The sequence below is a fragment of the Parabacteroides sp. KHUB-01 genome, from assembly GCF_056640935.1.
Genome location: NZ_CM153256.1, coordinates 2495656 through 2512037, shown reverse-complemented (window position 1 = coordinate 2512037; position 16382 = coordinate 2495656). Strand labels below are relative to the sequence as shown.

Sequence of the window (16382 nt, the reverse complement as noted above, 5' to 3'; positions counted from 1 at the left end):
TCCTACATTCTTTTACCGGTCACTTCATTTTCATATCTTTCTATTTCCGTAATATATCCGTTTCCTACCGGAACTTCATTCTTCATACAGAACATATCCCACACTGCATTCCAAGGCATATTCTTTGCTTCTTCCTGCAATGCCAGGCGCTGGAACAAACGTCCGGAATCTTCATATTCCTGAAGCAAAGCTGACGGTTCGAGCAATGCCTGCAACAATGCTTTCTGTGCAGCTCTAACTCCAATCACATAAGCGCCGATTCTGTTTATCGTAGCATCAAAATAATCAAGTCCGATATGTATTCTGTCCAATGCTCCGGAGCGAACTAATTCACGCGACAAATCAAGTAATTCATCGTTCATTACCACAACGTGGTCACTGTCCCATCTGATTGGGCGGCTCACATGAAGCATAATTTCCGGAGTGAAGAGAAGCAAAGATGAAATCTTGTCGGCAATGCTTTCAGACAAATGGAAATGTCCTGTATCCAAAGTTACCATCTTCTGGTTTTTCACGCCATAACCAAGATAGAAATCATACGAACCGACTGTATAACTTTCAAGACCTATTCCAAAGAGCTTTGCTTCAATACAATCTTTCATATTCTTATAATCAACCGCAAATATCTCATCCAAGGATTTTTCAAGAATCTGACGATATTTCAACCGGCTGGCTGGAACTTCCTTGCTTCCGTCATGAATCCAAAGATTCATTATACAAGGGTCATTTTGAGCCTTTCCCATTTCTTCACTTATCCAACGACAGCGTTTTGTATGCTCAATCCAGAAATTCCTGATTTCATCGTCCGGATTTGACAAAGTAAGATTTCCACTTTTAGGATGAGAGAAAGAAGTGCTGTTGAAATCAAGTTTCATATCATTTTCCTTTGCCCAATCCATCCAACTCTTGAAGTGGCAAGGTTCAATCTCATCACGGTCCACTACTTTTCCCTCAAAATCACCATATATTGCATGAAGATTCAAACGATGTTTTCCGGGAATCAGTGACGAAGCTTTGAGTATATCGGCACGAACCTCATCAATATTTCTGGCACGTCCGGGATAATTTCCTGTAACCTGAATTCCGCCGGTCAATTCTCCTCCTTGGTTCTCAAAGCCAGACACATCATCTGTCTGCCAGCAATGTAGAGATAATGCTATTTTCTGCAATTGCTCCATAGCTTTTTCTGTATCTACTCCAAGAGAGGCATATCTTTCTTTTGCCATTTCATAGGCTTCAATCACGTTCTTTTCCTTAATCATAATCATATTATTTTGAGGTTAAACTTAAATATTCAGAATATTCACGGTCATATTGTCCGGCACCACTATTCGGAACAAATATTTTAGGAGAAACAACCGACAATATCATGCGCCGCATTTCCCAACGGTCACTCACCAGTCCTGCAGAACGTGCCTGAATCAAACCGTTTCCTATTGCCGTGGCTTCAGATGGTCCGGCAATGACCGGCATCTGTATTACATCCGCTATCAACTGATTCAGGAAATCATTTTTGGCTCCACCGCCTATCACATGCAGACATTCAATTGGAAAAGGAGACATTCGTTTAAGTATATCCAACACTTTACGATAGCTGAAAGCAAGACTTTCAAATATACATCGGACAAACTGCCCGACTGATTCTGGAACCGGCTGCTGAGTTCTTCGGCAATATCCACAAATCGCCTCCTGCATATTTTCAGGATTGTCAAAACTTGAATCGTTAGGATTTACCAAACTTCGGAAAGGAATTTCTTCTTTCATCATATCCAACAGTTCCGGATATGAATAATCATGTCCCGAGCGTTTCCACTCCTCACGGCAACGCTCAAGAAGCCACATTCCGGTAATATTCTTCAGAAAACGGATTGTTCCGTCCACTCCGCCCTCATTGGTGAAATTCTCATTATACGATTCTTCTGTTATGATAGGAGAATCTGTCTCGATTCCCATCAAACTCCATGTTCCGCTGCTCAAGAACGCGAAATTTCTGTTTTGAGCAGGAACGGCAGCAACAGCCGAAGCTGTATCGTGTCCGGCAACTGCAATAACCGGAACTGGTTCCAATCCTGTTTCCTTGCACAAAGCTTCCGTAAGCAAACCAACCTCTGTTCCCGGGAAAACAATTTCTCTGAAAAGCGATGCTGGAACGCCTGCTGCATTCAACAATTCCTCATCTATTTTCTTTGTATATGGATTTACAATCTGAGCCGTTGAAGCATCAGTATATTCACACACCATTTTCCCCGTAAGCATATATGAAAGCAAATCCGGAATAAGCAAAGCTGCAGAAGCTTGTGATAGAGGTGAAAAACTATAAGCAGACATCTGATAAAGCTGGAAAAGGCTGTTGAAATTCATTATCTGTATTCCCGTCCGCTCATAAACTTCTTTCTGCGACATCTTTTCGGTAAAGAAACGCTCCGGAGATTTCTCTGTGTAAGGGTCGCGATAAGCTCTCGGCAGTCCGAGTATAACTCCATCCGGGCCAACAAAACCAAAATCCACGCCCCAAGTGTCGATTCCAACAGACGTAAGGCGAATATTTCTTTTTCCACAATAACGGAGAGCTTCTTTCAGTTCATTATAGATATGGAATATATCCCAATAATAACGTCCGTGAAGCTCCAATATGCCATTTGAAAAACGATGTATTTCTTCCATTTCAAACTTTCCGTCCTTGAATTCCATCAGGACTGCACGCCCACTTGTCGCTCCAATGTCGAATGCCAGAAAAGTGTTCACTTCCATAATAAGCTATATGATTTGAGGTTTTTTATTACTTTTGAGCAAAGTTATCTGCTTGCAGACATAAAAAAATACACATATTGATTTTAAACCTTTCAATTCTGATATAAATTATGGAGACACACAAGAAAGACCAAATATATTATCTCACCTACAGCGCAAACGACGAAGCTTGGGGAACGATTGTGACCACGGCTGGATTTCAGGATATTCCGCCACACACAATGTATCCGCCATTGCAGCATCCGGAGAGTTATAATTTTCTCCCACAAAACGGACGCATACTTAACGAATATCAGTTTGTTTATATAGTAAAAGGCAGCGGCTCTTTCATATCTGACCACTGCAAAAAACGGCAAGTTAAAGCCGGAGATTTAATTATTCTTTTTCCGGGAGAATGGCATAACTACTCGCCGGACAAAGAATCCGGATGGCAGGAATATTGGATTGGATTCAAAGGAATTTATATGGAGAATCTGATTGCGAAAAGATTCTTTTCCATAGACAAACCTGTACTGGAATTGGGCATCAGCAATTCACTCCTAAGCCTTTATGAAGATTTACTGCATATCGCCAACGAAGAAAAATCAGGTTTTCAGATTATGCTTGCCGGATTGTTGCATCACATCACAAGCACTATATTCTACAAGCAGAAAAACCGTTCTTTCGAAAATACTTATGTAAAAGAGAAGCTCGACGAAGCACGAAGAATAATGAAATCAGAGATAGAGAATCCTCTTTCGCCCGAAGAAATCGCGTCGCAACTTGGGCTCGGATATTCGTGGTTCAGAAAAACATTCAAGGAATATACGGGAGTTTCTCCTGCGCAATACCAAATTCAGTTGCGGCTGAACTATGCAAAGGAGCTTCTCACCCGTACATCTTTGAACATCACAGAGATTGCATATAAACTGCACTTCGAGAACGTGGGTCAATTCTCCACTTTCTTCAAGAAAAGAGAAGGACTGACCCCGAAAGAATACAGGGATTTATAAAGTTTTATAAACTATAGCTTTCGGCGCGGACTTAAGCATAGGTTCGCGTTTTGCCTTGAATTCTTTAAGATATTCCTGCTTTGAATGATACAGATTGGCAGCATCGTCCTTATATTCTTCAAAGAAAAAGAAAAGACAAGGATTGTTGCTGTCCTGATAAAGTTCGTAGCGGACGCATCCGGCTTCCTTGCGTGTAGCCTCAATCAATGGAGCTGCTATTCCCTTGAAATCCTCAATGCAGTCCGGCTTTATTTCCATCCTTGCTGTAAGAATTACCGACGAGCCTTTATATTTCTTCCAGCTGTCATAACCTTTGTCGAGATTCAGAACCTCAAAACCCATATCAACCAGTTTCCAAGCAGCTTTACGGCTTCTCACCCCGCCTTTGCAGAATACGGCAACAGGCTTGGATTTATCCAACAATGAATCTGCTTTATGAGAGAAATCTTTCTTTTTCATATCAATCAGAACAGAGCCGGGAACTGTGCCTGCATTATATTCATCCTCAGTACGCACGTCAACTACCTGCAAATTGTTCATCTCAGAAACCTTTTTATCGAAAGTTTCAACATCCAGAGTGCGATAAACCGGTGTTTTAGGGAAAAGCACACGAAGCACTCTTTCCAATCCTTCTTTCCTCAAATCTTCTTCCACGGCATAAATCAAGCCATCGGAGTCAACAAGATACAAGGCTGAAGATTCAGAATTATATTTCGTCACCCATTCAAATCCTGACTTTTTATAGTGGTTATACACATCCGTGAAATATTGTTCACGGTCTTTCTTAAAAGAAGAACTGTCCGACGATGAAGTTTCAACAAGAATATATTTTGCTTTTACCTCATCCAAGGTATTAACTTTAGTGCCAGAGATTGTAACGACATCCGACAACTCAAGAATTGAACCCGTTTTTTTGTCCGACGCATTTACCGACAATCCGACAAAAGCAGATATAAACAGAACTGTAAGTTTTCTAATATTCATAATTGTAATAATTCTTTTATCTGATATCTAGTGAAAAACTTTTTTCATCCGGGTGAAAAAGTATTTTCTTGCCTGTGAAAAAAATTTTTCATGCGGATGAAAAAAGTTTTCCAACCTAAAAAAATAACCTGAAAATACAAATGATTATACTTCAGATATTTAACACAAAGCACAAAGTCTCACTACAAAATATCGGCAAATCATTCTCCCAATCACAAACTGCAGAAGAAAGATACGAAGAAAGGCACGGTGAAATCGACCAACACACCATGGAAAATAGAGATGAAAACCATCTCCTTGCCGCAATATCTAGTTATTATAGGCAAAGTTGTATCCATTGTTGTTGCACCTCCAGCACTGATAGGCGCAAGTCTGCCGAAATATTTCACCAGGAATGGTGCACCAAGCAATGCGATAATCTCACGTATCACGTTACACATCAAAGCTATAGCACCAAGTTCAGCACCTAATTGAGTGCCCAAAGATTTTTCGGTAAACTGAGTGATAAGTATTGAAGAAAGAGAATAATATCCAAATCCGCTACCAACGGCAAGGCACTGCCAAATGCTCCATTTTGAGATGAAATATGAAGCAATAGCCGTAAACGAAAGTGTTCCGATAATGGTTGACAAAGGAACAAGAAGCAGCTTGGGTCTTATACTTTTCAGAATATCTTTCAACTGCTTGTCGCTACCCACGCTCAGTCCAACCAGGAACATAAGCAAATAAAGCACATACACCTCAACATTGAATGTAAATATTTCTTCCGGATACATTCCCGCATAACCGATGAAACATCCGAGCATAAAGACTGCCACAACAAGTAAACTGCCTTTCATATCTTTCCTCCTTTCTCAAAGAAGAAATGATATACTAATTTGGCTAGGCATACGCTTCCCAAAGTTCCGGCAAGTGCAAGTATCAATGCCTGAGAACCTAGTGATGCAAAATTCCGTACAATCTCCTCGTTAGCACCGATGCTTATTCCGAGAATAAACAGCAAAATAAGGACTGTAGTAAAAATAGGTTTTCCAAGTTTCTGCAACACAGAAATATTCTTGAATATATATCCAAGAATAATTCCTCCAAAGAATATAGAAATAACTGTAAACATGATAAAAGATTGAAATTTGGTTGCAAATATAAATGTAAGTCGTTATTTTTCCGTAAGTTTGCAAATATATTTTGCTCAAAACAAATCAAACAAATAAATCATTTCAAAACAGTGAAGAAAAAAATCTTTTTACTTTCAGCGGCTGTGGCATTACTCTCGGTATCATGCTCGCAGAAAAATTCACAGTCAGCCGATACTTTGGCTGACTTGAACCAGTATGTTGACCCGTTTATCGGAACTGGTTTTCACGGACATACTTTCCCTGGAGCAACTCGCCCGTATTCAATGGTTCAGTTGAGTCCGGACACTCACATCATGGGTTGGGATGCCAGCAGCGGTTATCATTATGATGACAATCAGATATATGCATTCAGTCATACACATCTTTCTGGAACAGGAATCGGTGATTTGGGAGACATCGCTCTGCTTCCATATTGCGGAGAAGATTCAATAAAGCCGGTTGCAACTTTCAAGAAAGAGACAGAGAAAGCTACACCGGGATATTATTCAGTCCGCCTGGATAATTTCGGAGTGAATGTTGAATTGACTTCAACAGAGCGCGTAGGTTTCCATAAATACACATACGACAATCCGAAGGAAAGACGTGTGATGCTGGACTTGGGACACATACTTCAGCCTAACTGGGGACATAAAATTACCGGCAACGAATTCTGGTTCGTGAACGATTCAATCGTTGAAGGAACATACGAAACTCAGGGTTGGGCTCATTTTCATTCAGTATCATACAGAATTGTATTCTCTGAGAAAATCGAAACAGTTTATCAGTATTTGGACGGAAAACTCCGCTCTGATTCTCTTTTCCTGAAACTTAATACAGACAAAGACCTTAAGTTCCACTACAAGTTCAAGGAATCAAATGAGCCTTTGTATGTAAAAGTAGCTCTTTCACCTGTAAGTCCGGAAGGAGCTCAATTGAATATGGAAAAGGAAATTCCGGGATGGGACTTTGAAGAAGTACGACAGGAATCTGCCGATATATGGAACAAGGCTTTGAACAAACTTAAGATTGAAAGCAGTGACCCTATGGTTCTTAAGAATTTCTACACGGCTTTGTATCATACAATGATTGCACCTTTTGCTTATCAGGATGTTGACGGCAAGTATCTGGGTATGGATAAGAAAGTACATACTGCAACTCCGGGATATACAAACTATACAGCTTTCTCTTTGTGGGATACTTTCCGTGCGCTTCATCCGTTGATGACAATCATTAATCCGGCTCTTGCACAGTCTATGGGCGAATCTTTGGTTCAGGGATATAAAGAAGGAACAATTCTTCCGAAATGGCCTTTGGCTTCCAGCTATACTGGCTGTATGGTTGCTTATCCTGCAGTGGCAGTTCTTGCAGACCTTGTATGCAAGGATTTGACAAACGGTGAAGATATGAAATTGTGGGCAGAAGCTGCTGCACGTTCTTCTGTTTACCGTGAAGATTTAGCTGAGAAATTCAAAGGAACACGCGAACTTGACCTCATTACAAAGCACGTATATTATAAGGAAAAATATGGATTCGTTCCTGCTGATTCTATTCCTGAATCAGTTTCATGGGGCGTTGAGATGGCTTATAACGACTGGTGCGTTGCTATGATTGCAAAAGCAGCCGGCGACAAGGCTCTCGAAGAAGAATACATGAAAAAGGCAGCTTATTACAAACGCTACTTGGACCCGGAAACAAGAATGATGCGTCCGGTTATGGGCGACGGTTCGTTCAGAACTCCTTTCAATCCTCGTTATTCTTCACATATGAAGAGTGACTATACTGAAGGAAATGCATTCCAGTGGAGTTTCTTTGCGCCACACGATATGGACAACTTCATCGAAGCTATTGGCGGACGTAAGGAATTGGAAACTCGCTTGGATACATTGTTTACAACTTCTTCTCAGATTGACGGAGCAGAAGCTTCGGGAGATATCACTGGTCTGATTGGTCAGTATGCTCACGGAAACGAGCCAAGTCATCATATGGCTTATCTATATAACTGGACTGATTCACCATGGAAAGGTCAGGAAAGACTTGATTTCATAATGCGTAATTTCTATACCAACGCTCCGGACGGAATTATCGGAAATGAGGATTGCGGACAGATGTCTGCTTGGTATGTGCTGAGCGCTATGGGATTCTATCAGGTTTGTCCGGGAATTCCAGTATATGCAATTGGCCGTCCAATGGTAGACAAAGTTTCTATAAAAGTTGAAAATGGCAGCTTTGATATTATTGTCAAGAACAATACTCCGGAAAATAAATATGTAAAATCTGTCAAGTTGAACGGAAAATCTTTGGAAACTCCTTTCTTCTCTCATTCTGATATAGTCAAAGGCGGTAAGATGGAGATAGAAATGTCTGCTTCACATTGATATGATAAAAAGTCAAGGAGATAAATAAGGAATCATAAATCCTTATTAACTCCTTGATTACATAATTTCTTTACTACTATAAACTAATTATTATGTTATTAACTACAACCAACACAATCGAAGGCCACGATATCACAAGATATTATGGTATTGTTTCAGGAGAAACTATAATAGGTGCAAATGTATTCAAGGATTTCTTTGCCGGAATCCGTGATATAGTAGGCGGCAGATCTTCTTCATACGAAAGTGTTCTACGTGAAGCAAAGGAAACAGCTTTACAGGAAATGAAAGAACAGGCAGAGCGAATGGGAGCTAATGCTGTTATCGCAATTGACCTAGATTATGAAACAGTTGGAGCCAATGGAAGTATGTTGATGGTTACGGCTTCAGGTACTGCTGTTTGGTATCAATGATTTATATTTGGAAAGGCTTCAGATACGAATAGAAGAAGTATCATACTTTTATCTTGTTTACTTGTATCTGAAGCCTTTTTTATATAATCTCTTAATCTTCTGGCATTACTATCTCAAACAAAAAAACAATCACGACGTAATAATATAGCTAACATTAATAAAAATTTATCCTTCAATTTTTTATTAGGATAATAGAAAAGAAAAAAGAGGGATCCATAATATGAATCCCTCTAAAAGATTTTACATTTCACAATATAAATTTGACAATGTAAAATCTCTATTTTTCATAATTAAGGTTATTTTTTCATAGTTAAGGTTCTCACTTTTTCCATGTTCCAAAGGAAATATTTATATTATTTAAATACAAACTTTTTTTACTCTTTTTTACCTATTTATGTTGTAAAACATACATTTATTATTTTTCTGATATTTCCAAACCCTTTTTAGTTTAAGATAAACAGAAAAAGAGGGGTCCATATAATGAACCCCTCCAAAAGATCTTACATTTCATAGCAAAGGAATGGTAATGTAAAATCTTTTTCTTTCATAATTAAGGTTATTTTTCCATAGTTAAGATCATCTTTTTCACAAAGAAAATATTTATTTTGTTTAATTGCAAACTTTTTTATTCATTTTTACTCATCTGTGCTATAAAACATAATATTCTATCTTTCAGCTATTTTCCATTCTTCTATTGTTCCGGTTTCAGACGAAAAAACAGCTCCAATCTTATAAAGCCTTCGGTTATCTGACTCATATTCCCGAACATAACCTTTATCCTCTATCTGCCGCATTGCTTCTTCTGCATTTCCATCCAATTTGAACTCGAAGATATAAATATATTCAGGTGTCTCTACTATACAATCAACACGACCATGGCTTTGAACTTTCTCAGTATAAACTGTATATACACTGATCAGGCGCATTATCAAATAGAATGTATAATGGAAATATCTTTCACGCTCCCGTTCATTTTCCTTCCTGCGCATTGTGTATGGAATACTCGCAAGGAAAGATGTTAAACCTATTCGGAAGTCTTCAATCTTTCCATCCTCCAACAGGATTGCGGCATTCTGTATCCAGGAATAGATACTTTCGTTGGTCTTGAAATAACTTCCCGCTATTAACGACAGAAATCCTTTCTTTACCTCATTATTTGGATAATCCAGAAGAAAGGCATTACGGCGCAAGTTGAAATCCTTTATCGTCAGGTAACCGCTCTGATATATCATCGGTAATGGTTGCTCAACCGTCGCTTTATAATCGATAAACTCCTCTGCAAAATAATACTTTCCAGTTATCTCATTCATATTTTCATTAGTATGAGATAACAAACGTATCAGATATGTTGGTGTGCCGCTCTTAAACCAGTAATCACTTATTCTTTTCGTCGAGAAGGCATTCAGAAGGCTGAATGGATTATATACATCTGTCATATTATCACTAAAATGATAACCGTCATACTGAGATTTTAGCATAGTCATCATTGCATCATATGAACATCTGTAAAATTCTCTCATTTTATCTATCGGTTCTCGGAAAGTTGCCTCAAGTTCCGCCTGCGATATTCCACATAGTGTTTCATACTTGCCATGCATACTGATATCAAAAGGCTGATTGAATCCGCTGAATACACTGACCTGAGAAAACTTCGTCACACCTGTCAGAAACACAAACTGAAGATGTTCATCCGCACTCTTGAATACTGAATAGAAGCCTTTCAATATATTGCGATGCTCCTCTTCCAAGTTCTTATCTACATCCAGTACATCTAGTATTGGCTTATCATACTCATCTACCAAAACTACAGCACGACAGCCATGTATATTATGCACATGCTCAAGCAATCTTAAGAATCTCAACCCGATAGGATTGTTGGGATTTGATTTAAGCTCATACTTATCCTCCCACAAAGAAATAAAATCACTTATCCATTGCTTCAAAACTCCTTTTTGTGTGAAATCTCCTCCATTGAAATCTAAATGAAAAACAGGATATACTTTCCAATCTTTCTCCAATGATTCTATCTTCAAACCCTTGAACAATTCCTTCCTACCCAGAAAATAATTCTTCAATGTAGACACTAGAAGACTTTTTCCGAAACGGCGGGGACGGCTCAGAAAGTATATCTTTCCTTCTGTTGCCAGACTGTAAACCATATCGGTCTTGTCCACATAAACATAACCATCTTCTATCAACTGGTCGAAACTTTGGAGGCCTATAGGATATTTCATTGCTGATATGTATTTATTTCCAACACTATAATAACAAAATTAATAAAAGGTTACTATTAAAACAAGCATTAAATTCTTTTTAGGCTATGCTTATTAAATAAGCTCAACAGAAAAAGAGGGACCCATAAAGTGAGTCCCTCCAAAAGATCTTACATTTCATAGCAAAGGAATGGTAATGTAAAATCTTTTTTGTTCATAGTCAAGGTTATTTTTTCATAGTTAAGGTTCTGTTTTTTCTTTTTTCAAAGAAAATATTTATTTTATTTAATTGCAAACTTTTTTTATTCTTTTTACCTATTTATGTTGTAAAACATAATATTCTATCTTTCAACCATTTTTCATTCCTCTATCGTTTCGGTTTCAGACAAAAAACAGCTACGGATATTATCAAATTTACTTCCGAAACAAATTTGTTTTTCTTCCGTAAGTAATTCAATTTTCTTTCGGAAGGAATTTAAGTTACATTCGAATGTAAATTTCCAAAATTTTAAATAGGTTATTTCCAGAAAAAGGTAAACATCTTTATTTAGAAGCACTCTAGTCTTTTCTGAGAAAGGTGCCGACCTTAGAAAAGATCACAACTTAATTTCGTCACCTATTTACTTTTTCAAGTTTCACGACCTCGATATACCATTAATTATCAATGCAATCATATGTTTTTAATATTTATCAACATCAGCATTAAAAAAAGAAAAACAATCCACATCTGAATGAATGATTTATATAACCATTATGATCTGATTCCTCATATTGGGGATGATCATAACCCAACCATATATTTTGATCATAGCTTGTAATGGAAAAATAACACCTGTATTTTGCCTCAATACCTATAAAACGCCAGACATATCGAAAACCGATTTCAGGGTAAATAGCATAATCATTATACCAGAAATTTTCTCCACTATAAGTGTAGGCTCCAATCATAACATCTTTAAATATATCAGTCTGTCTTGATTTGAACCTCTGATACTCCAACCCTCCACCTGCAAACAGATAAAGATTCTTATAATCAATAATGTTATAATCATAGCCTAAACCTATACCATAAAGGCGTTTCTCTCTTATATATAAAAGAACATCTTCTTTGTACCATTCCTCATCGTTACGCCAACCAAATGGAACATCCAAATGCAAAGAGTGCTTATCCGTGAGATTATATCTGAATGATAATTCCATTGGATAGACTTTAGGACGTCCAGCTCCCATTTCTTTTATGCGATCCTTGAATGAATAGGAAATCCCTACACTGAATCTCTTAAATTCCTTTTCCTGCGAATAGACTTCCGTACATAACAGAATTGCTGCTACATACAGTAAAATTTTTGATATTGATTTGTGCTTCATAATGTTAATTTATTTGATTAGTAATGAACCATCTAAATTTTCAACTTAACCAAACATCTGCTCAAATCCACTCCTCAACAACAGTTTAAGTCTTAAACGCAAATATAATGATAAAACTGTGGTTATTATTTTCAAATTTATTCTTATTCCTTATCACTTCCCTTTCCCTGCAATCCTATCAACTATCACAGCTATCGCACCATCACCAGTAACATTGCATGCCGTACCGAAACTATCCATAGCAATATAAAGCGCAATCATCAGAGCCTGTAATGTTTCATTAAAGCCAAGCATGCTTTGAAGGATTCCAAGAGCAGCCATAATTGCACCGCCAGGAACTCCGGGAGCTGCAACCATGCTTATTCCAAGCATCATGATAAAACCTGCAATTTGAGGGAAGGAAATTGTTTCGCCAGACATAATAAGTATTGCCATAGCACAAGCCACAATTTTCATTGTGCTTCCGGCAAGATGGATTGTTGCGCAAAGAGGGACGGTAAATATTGCTATATTCTCACGTACACCGTTCTTTACCGTCTGGGCAAGAGTAACAGGAATAGTTGCTGCTGAAGACTGAGTTCCCAAGGCTGTTGCGTATGCCGGCAACATGTTTCGCAAAAGCTTAAGCGGATTACGTTTACTCACAAGTCCGGCTATACTGAATTGTATAAGCAAAAGCAGAACATGAAGGACAAAAATAACCAGAATAACTTTCAGGAACATAGAAATGATATTCATAACCTGACCGCTGACAGTCATGTTAAGGAAGATACCGAAAATATGAAGCGGAAGAAGTGGGATAATTACTGCCTCAATGACAAGAGTTATTATATCCTTGAAATCGTTGAAACATTCTTTAAGTGCTGTTCCATTAATATAGGAAAGCCCGAGTCCGACAGTGAAAGACAAAAGCAATGCTGTCATTACATCCATAACCGGCGGCATTGCGACGGAAAAATAGGATTGCAGCATGAAATCCTCTGGATTCTCAATTGCCGTAAGCTCGGTGTTGACAGGCAATATTTGCGGAAAAATGTTCATTCCGCTGAAATAAGTGAAAAAACCGGAGAATATGGTTGAGCCGTATGCTATTGCAGCTGTTATGGCTAGAAGCTTTCCGGCACCTTTGCCCAAGTCACCAATTGCCGGAGTGACAAGTCCGACAATAATCAGAGGAATGGCAAAAGACAGGAAACTTCCAAACAATGAATTGAAAGTTACAAATATACGAGCTATACTGATTGGCAAGAAATTGCCGAAAATAATTCCGGCTAAAATGGCAATTACAACCTTAGCCAGCAGTGAGACCTTCAGTTTTTTCATGATGTTGTTTGATTTTGAATCCTAAAATGGCAATAAATATACTCATTAAAGGACTAATAAGGTTAAAAAAGCAATATGGTAAATATGTTAAAGTTCCTACACCGAGGATAGTTGCCTGAGTCATACCGCACGTATTCCATGGAATAAGAACAGATGTTACGGTTACGGCATCCTCTGTAGTACGGCTGAGAAGGCGGCTTTCATAGCCTTGCTTCTTATAGATATCCTTGAACATATTTCCTGTAAGAATAATAGATATATACTGGTCGGCAGTACATATATTCAGAGTCAGTCCGGCAACGACTGTAGATGCAACCATGCTGGCTCTTTTCTTCATAAATCTGAGGAAAACGGAAGTAATACTTTCGAGCATTCCGCTTGCCGTCATTGCTCCGCCGAAACACATGGCACATATAATAAGCCATATTGTATTCATCATTCCTGCCATTCCACGTGTTGCAACCAAGGAATTCAAAGCTTCGTTTCCGGTTTCAACCTGAGTGCTTCCATAGAATGTCATGAATGTACCTTTAAATAAAGAAATTGAGTCCTCAACTCCTGTACCTGATATTTCATGAAGCAAGTGAGGCTGGAAAATAATAGCACAAACTCCGGCAAGAGCTGCCGATATGAACAACGTGATTATTGAAGGGACTTTGCGTGATATCAGCACTCCTGTAATAACAGGAACCAATAGCAGCCATAATGATATATTAAATGTTTCCTTCAAAGAATTTGAGAATTCAACTATCTGGTCAGCGCTGCCTGATTCATGGCTTAAACCTGCGATAAGAAATATCAACAGAGTAATAGTCATCGACGGCACTGTTGTAAACATCATATATCTTATATGCGAGAAAAGCGGTGTGTTGGTTACAGACGAGGCAAGGACAGTGGTATCAGACAAAGGAGAAACTTTGTCTCCGAAATAAGCTCCTGAGATAATGGCTCCGGCAACCCAACCAGTTGAAAAGCCCTGAGCCTCACCTATTCCCATAAGTGCAATTCCTATTGTTGCAATAGTTGTCCATGAACTTCCGGTCATAACTGAAATCACGGCACAAATTATGCAGCACGATACGAGGAAAAAATGAGGGTGAAGTATTTGCATTCCATAATAAATCAGCGTCGGGACAACGCCGCTTACCATCCATGCTCCAGACAAAGCTCCTATCAACAGAAGGATAATCAACGCAACAGAAACGCCTAATATGTTATTGCAAATTGCTTCCTCAATCTTTTTCCAGTGAATCTTCGAAACAATTATTGCCAATGCAGAGCATATTGCGGTTGATGTTAGCAGAACCACTTGACTGGCACCGCTAAGAGCATCACTGCCGAAAGTATTAATTGTAATGAAAAGAAGTATTACTAATGAAACAATAGGAATGATGGAAATCCAAGCTGAAGGAAGTTTGCCTTTAGTCATTATACTGATATTTCTGTTAATTGTTTAAGTTTCGCAAGCTCAACTTAAAAGTTTACAAGGATTCAGATACAAGTTAACAAGGTCAGAACACCTGTAATTTAACGAATTAATATCCTAACTTGTCATCTTGTCAACTTGTTATCTGGAAGTTGAGCTTGCGAAACTTGAATTACTTATTATGCTTTATAAGATTCATAAATTCTTCTCTTGTTTTTGCCTGCTGGAAGAATCCTGTAAAATCAGATGTTGTGGTAAGAGAATTCTGTTTCTCAACTCCACGCATTTGCATACACATGTGCTGTGCCTCGATAACAACCATTACGCCAAGAGGATCAAGAGTTTTCTGAATACAATCTTTAATCTGCATAGTCAGTCGTTCCTGAATCTGCAAACGGCGGGCAAAAATATCTACAACACGAGGAATCTTGCTCAAACCGGTAATGTATTTTTTAGGAATATACGCGATGTGCGCCTTTCCGAAAAACGGCAACATATGATGTTCGCAAAGCGAAAAGAAATCAATATCCTTAACAATGACCATCTGTTTGTAATCTTCTTCCTGGAACATTGCAGAACGTAAAACGGCTTCCGGGTCTTCGTTATATCCTTTGGTAAGGAACTGCATTGCCTTTGCCACACGCATAGGTGTTTTCAGCAAGCCTTCACGTTCAGGATTTTCACCTAACAGAGTCAAAACCTCACGATAATGGTCAGCGAGAACTTCTCTGTTTTTCAATATTATTTCTTCGTTCAACTCAGACATATATTATTTAATTCAATGGAATTTTTACTTCTTCTTTAACTATGTACATCTCTTTGGCGTATGAAGGGAATGCGTCCATAAGCAGCCTCAAAGTACGATAAGCTTCTTCGTGCGAGCGAAAATCGCCTACACGCAATTTCCAGAACGGAGCGTTGTAGGTTACATAAGTCGGCATATCCGGAAATAATTCCTTTATTTCTTTTTCTTTCTTAAAAGCTTCATCTTTTGATTTACGCTGGTTATTTCCGGAGAAAACCTGTGTTCGGAATCCCTGGATTTTCAGGAAAGTTTCATTCTCTGTTGTCTCAACATTCTTTCCGTATTTTCGTGCTCCGACCAATCGTTTTATCTCATCAGACTGATTAACGGTTACAACACCCTTACCTGCCTGTCGTGACGACAGTCTGTCAAATATCGTCATGACATGCACCGTTGCAGCATTATCATCAGTTGTTTGAGCCGACAAACTAAAAGCCGAACACAAAGCGACAAACAAAAGTCCAAGGAAATATCTCATACTATATATTTAGATTTTAAATAGTTCAAGTTTCGCAAACTCAACTTGCATATAGTTGACAAGGCTTCAGAAACAAGTTAACAAGATATTCCTTGTCAACTTGTTCTCTTGTAAACTTATCAACTATAAACAAAGTTGA

Annotated in this window: 14 protein-coding genes; 3 read left to right on the top strand and 11 right to left on the bottom strand. The window is 38.4% G+C overall.

Going from position 1 to position 16382, the window contains the following annotated elements; translation table 11 throughout:
* Positions 1 to 2 precede the first annotated feature (2 nt).
* Both ACYIAR_RS10790 and ACYIAR_RS10785 read right to left on the bottom strand, forming a co-directional pair.
* A complete protein-coding gene (locus ACYIAR_RS10790; RefSeq protein WP_480329572.1) occupies positions 3 to 1262 on the bottom strand; it encodes an L-rhamnose isomerase in 1260 nt (419 codons plus the stop codon).
* A 7-nt stretch (positions 1263 to 1269) separates the two neighbouring features.
* Entirely contained in the window at positions 1270 to 2751 is a 1482-nt protein-coding gene (locus ACYIAR_RS10785) for a rhamnulokinase (RefSeq protein WP_480329571.1), read from the bottom strand.
* 110 nt (positions 2752 to 2861) lie between these two features.
* On the opposite strand from ACYIAR_RS10785, the gene ACYIAR_RS10780 reads away from it, so the two are divergent.
* A complete protein-coding gene (locus ACYIAR_RS10780; RefSeq protein WP_480329570.1) occupies positions 2862 to 3743 on the top strand; it encodes an AraC family transcriptional regulator in 882 nt (293 codons plus the stop codon).
* Here ACYIAR_RS10780 and ACYIAR_RS10775 read toward each other — a convergent pair.
* From ACYIAR_RS10775 to ACYIAR_RS10765, 3 genes are all read right to left on the bottom strand, one after another.
* The gene (locus tag ACYIAR_RS10775; protein WP_480329569.1) at positions 3738 to 4727 is read right to left on the bottom strand and encodes a rhodanese-like domain-containing protein; all 990 of its coding nucleotides are present in this window, start codon (positions 4725 to 4727) and stop codon (positions 3738 to 3740) included. The two genes, ACYIAR_RS10780 and ACYIAR_RS10775, sit on opposite strands and share 6 nt — an antisense overlap.
* Before the next feature lie 212 nt (positions 4728 to 4939).
* Positions 4940 to 5566, bottom strand: a complete 627-nt coding sequence (locus tag ACYIAR_RS10770) for a LysO family transporter (protein WP_480329568.1) — start codon at positions 5564 to 5566, stop codon at positions 4940 to 4942.
* Entirely contained in the window at positions 5563 to 5841 is a 279-nt protein-coding gene (locus ACYIAR_RS10765) for a LysO family transporter (RefSeq protein ID WP_480329567.1), read from the bottom strand. Before ACYIAR_RS10765 ends, ACYIAR_RS10770 begins: the two co-directional genes overlap by 4 nt.
* A gap of 111 nt (positions 5842 to 5952) precedes the next feature.
* Between ACYIAR_RS10765 and ACYIAR_RS10760 the strand changes: the two genes are divergently transcribed.
* Both ACYIAR_RS10760 and ACYIAR_RS10755 read left to right on the top strand, forming a co-directional pair.
* Positions 5953 to 8217, top strand: coding sequence for a GH92 family glycosyl hydrolase (locus tag ACYIAR_RS10760; protein WP_480329566.1), 2265 nt, complete (start codon positions 5953 to 5955; stop codon positions 8215 to 8217).
* 92 nt (positions 8218 to 8309) lie between these two features.
* On the top strand, positions 8310 to 8630 hold the full coding sequence (locus ACYIAR_RS10755) for a YbjQ family protein (protein WP_480329565.1): 321 nt from the start codon (positions 8310 to 8312) through the stop codon (positions 8628 to 8630).
* Between the two features lie 665 nt (positions 8631 to 9295).
* On the opposite strand, the gene ACYIAR_RS10750 is transcribed toward ACYIAR_RS10755, so the two are convergent.
* The 6 genes from ACYIAR_RS10750 to ACYIAR_RS10725 form a co-directional block, all read right to left on the bottom strand.
* Positions 9296 to 10864, bottom strand: a complete 1569-nt coding sequence (locus tag ACYIAR_RS10750) for an ATP-binding protein (protein ID WP_480329564.1) — start codon at positions 10862 to 10864, stop codon at positions 9296 to 9298.
* A gap of 681 nt (positions 10865 to 11545) precedes the next feature.
* Positions 11546 to 12211 (bottom strand): hypothetical protein, encoded by a 666-nt coding sequence (locus tag ACYIAR_RS10745; protein ID WP_480329563.1) that lies wholly within the window; start codon positions 12209 to 12211, stop codon positions 11546 to 11548.
* A 153-nt stretch (positions 12212 to 12364) separates the two neighbouring features.
* Positions 12365 to 13534: a dicarboxylate/amino acid:cation symporter gene (locus ACYIAR_RS10740; RefSeq protein ID WP_480329562.1), complete on the bottom strand. Its 1170-nt coding sequence runs from the start codon at positions 13532 to 13534 to the stop codon at positions 12365 to 12367.
* Entirely contained in the window at positions 13503 to 14963 is a 1461-nt protein-coding gene (nhaC, locus tag ACYIAR_RS10735) for a Na+/H+ antiporter NhaC (protein ID WP_480329561.1), read from the bottom strand. Before nhaC ends, ACYIAR_RS10740 begins: the two co-directional genes overlap by 32 nt.
* Positions 14964 to 15132: 169 nt before the next feature.
* Positions 15133 to 15726 carry a GTP cyclohydrolase I FolE gene (gene folE / locus ACYIAR_RS10730; protein WP_480329560.1) on the bottom strand — a complete coding sequence of 198 codons (594 nt, stop codon included), beginning with the start codon at positions 15724 to 15726 and terminating at the stop codon, positions 15133 to 15135.
* A gap of 7 nt (positions 15727 to 15733) precedes the next feature.
* On the bottom strand, positions 15734 to 16243 hold the full coding sequence (locus tag ACYIAR_RS10725; RefSeq protein ID WP_480329559.1) for an SPOR domain-containing protein: 510 nt from the start codon (positions 16241 to 16243) through the stop codon (positions 15734 to 15736).
* Between the last annotated feature and the right edge of the window lie 139 nt (positions 16244 to 16382).

Coding starts and splice junctions, on each gene's coding strand:
- ACYIAR_RS10765 (WP_480329567.1), bottom strand. CDS start 5,841: ATGTTTACAGTTATTTCTATATTCTTTGGAGGAATTATTCTTGGATAT.
- ACYIAR_RS10755 (WP_480329565.1), top strand. CDS start 8,310: ATGTTATTAACTACAACCAACACAATCGAAGGCCACGATATCACAAGA.
- ACYIAR_RS10790 (WP_480329572.1), bottom strand. CDS start 1,262: ATGATTAAGGAAAAGAACGTGATTGAAGCCTATGAAATGGCAAAAGAA.
- ACYIAR_RS10750 (WP_480329564.1), bottom strand. CDS start 10,864: ATGAAATATCCTATAGGCCTCCAAAGTTTCGACCAGTTGATAGAAGAT.
- nhaC (WP_480329561.1), bottom strand. CDS start 14,963: ATGACTAAAGGCAAACTTCCTTCAGCTTGGATTTCCATCATTCCTATT.
- ACYIAR_RS10745 (WP_480329563.1), bottom strand. CDS start 12,211: ATGAAGCACAAATCAATATCAAAAATTTTACTGTATGTAGCAGCAATT.
- folE (WP_480329560.1), bottom strand. CDS start 15,726: ATGTCTGAGTTGAACGAAGAAATAATATTGAAAAACAGAGAAGTTCTC.
- ACYIAR_RS10770 (WP_480329568.1), bottom strand. CDS start 5,566: ATGAAAGGCAGTTTACTTGTTGTGGCAGTCTTTATGCTCGGATGTTTC.
- ACYIAR_RS10725 (WP_480329559.1), bottom strand. CDS start 16,243: ATGAGATATTTCCTTGGACTTTTGTTTGTCGCTTTGTGTTCGGCTTTT.
- ACYIAR_RS10740 (WP_480329562.1), bottom strand. CDS start 13,534: ATGAAAAAACTGAAGGTCTCACTGCTGGCTAAGGTTGTAATTGCCATT.
- ACYIAR_RS10785 (WP_480329571.1), bottom strand. CDS start 2,751: ATGGAAGTGAACACTTTTCTGGCATTCGACATTGGAGCGACAAGTGGG.
- ACYIAR_RS10780 (WP_480329570.1), top strand. CDS start 2,862: ATGGAGACACACAAGAAAGACCAAATATATTATCTCACCTACAGCGCA.
- ACYIAR_RS10775 (WP_480329569.1), bottom strand. CDS start 4,727: ATGAATATTAGAAAACTTACAGTTCTGTTTATATCTGCTTTTGTCGGA.